At 35.3% G+C, this 1294-nt stretch carries 2 protein-coding genes; both read left to right on the top strand.

What is annotated here, in order from left to right; all coding sequences use genetic code 11:
• Positions 1–141: 141 nt before the first annotated feature.
• Complete coding sequence (locus WC622_RS16650) at positions 142–543, top strand: hypothetical protein (RefSeq protein ID WP_372820816.1); 402 nt, start codon at positions 142–144, stop codon at positions 541–543.
• Between the two features lie 14 nt (positions 544–557).
• Entirely contained in the window at positions 558–1286 is a 729-nt protein-coding gene (locus tag WC622_RS16645) for a hypothetical protein (protein WP_372820815.1), read from the top strand.
• Positions 1287–1294 lie beyond the last annotated feature (8 nt).

Here is a 1294-nt window from a genome sequence, read left to right as displayed (position 1 = left end):
CAGTATTTTAATGGGGCGTACTATGCAGTAGTCTATCAAAAAAGAGAAGATCTCTTTAGTATAAAAGACCCGAGATTCAGATTGGAAATTGTAAAGCTCAATCCATAGCCTACTAATTATTTCCCTAAAAAATTCCATTATATGAAGATATCCATAAAACTACCTGTTGCGATTTTATCATTTATCCTGCTTTTTACGTCCTGTAAAAAGGATAAAGAAACCACTCCTTCATACTTATCAATAAAGAATACCAACTGGATGGTTGCTATTACCGTTACTGGCAATACAACTAAGGAAAACATATTTGAGTTTGGCGGAAATGAAACTGTTTTTATCTGGCATACGGTGGGGTTTACAAGTTATAATGGTAATTGGACGCAAAATGGAACTACGGTAAATTTTACGTTTAAAGAATATACTACTAATGGCGATTATTTTTGGGATAATACGGGTACGTTAAGCAGTGATGGTATGACCTATACGGGTACAATGCAAAGAAGAGGGGCTGCTGGTTCGGGTACATTTGTAGCAAAGAAACTTTAAATCAATTTATATACATGAAAAATTTATTTCTCTTTCTATTAATATCTATATCCTTTAACTCTTTTGGGCAAAATGCACAAGAGAATAACCAAACTGCGCAATCTGCATCGAAAGGTGAAAGTGAACTTACGGCAGGAATGAAAGCATACCAAAATCAAGATGGGAGAACTGCAGCAGAGTGGTTTAAAAAAGCTGTTGCTAAAGGCTCATTAGAAGCCACGTACCGACTGGGGGTAGTGTACGGATATCAACAATATGGTGTATTCAGCAAGGATTCGTTAAATTATTGGTTCAAAAAGGCATGGCTTGCAGGTCATCCTAAGGCTAAAGATGAATGGCTAATGCTAAGAAGGGATAGGAGAATGCAATCAATGGCAGACTGGAAAACGATTATAGAAAACAAAGTAAGTGTAGCTCAGAAACAATGGGTAAATGTAACAAGTTGGAATTTAGTAGCTGATGATAGGTATTATAGCATAGGACCTATAAGGAGTAAAAAAAATAGCGACATCTTGCCAGAGGGAGCGGAAATTTTCTTTAGGATTTTAGGTAAAAATAGAATTGAAGTAGCAAATGGTAAGGCAAATTCTTTTGATAGCTATACTTTTAAAATTCAGCAAAGTGGTGATTATACCATCGAAGCTTACTACGATTGTTCTGAATGCACTACTAGTCGCAAACCAAGTGCTTTTACCATGTTTTATAGAATGGCTATGTGGAATTATGATTTAACAAATTTTTAAAATGCTAA

This window comes from Pedobacter sp. (assembly GCF_041662865.1).
In the GTDB taxonomy this organism is placed as follows: domain Bacteria; phylum Bacteroidota; class Bacteroidia; order Sphingobacteriales; family Sphingobacteriaceae; genus Pedobacter.
Note: the sequence above shows the minus strand (reverse complement) of the source record. Positions and strands in the feature narration are given on the sequence as shown.

Bases quoted from the DNA above. Each gene is read 5' to 3' on its own strand.
- WC622_RS16645 (WP_372820815.1), top strand. From the start codon at position 558: ATGAAAAATTTATTTCTCTTTCTATTAATATCTATATCCTTTAACTCT.
- WC622_RS16650 (WP_372820816.1), top strand. From the start codon at position 142: ATGAAGATATCCATAAAACTACCTGTTGCGATTTTATCATTTATCCTG.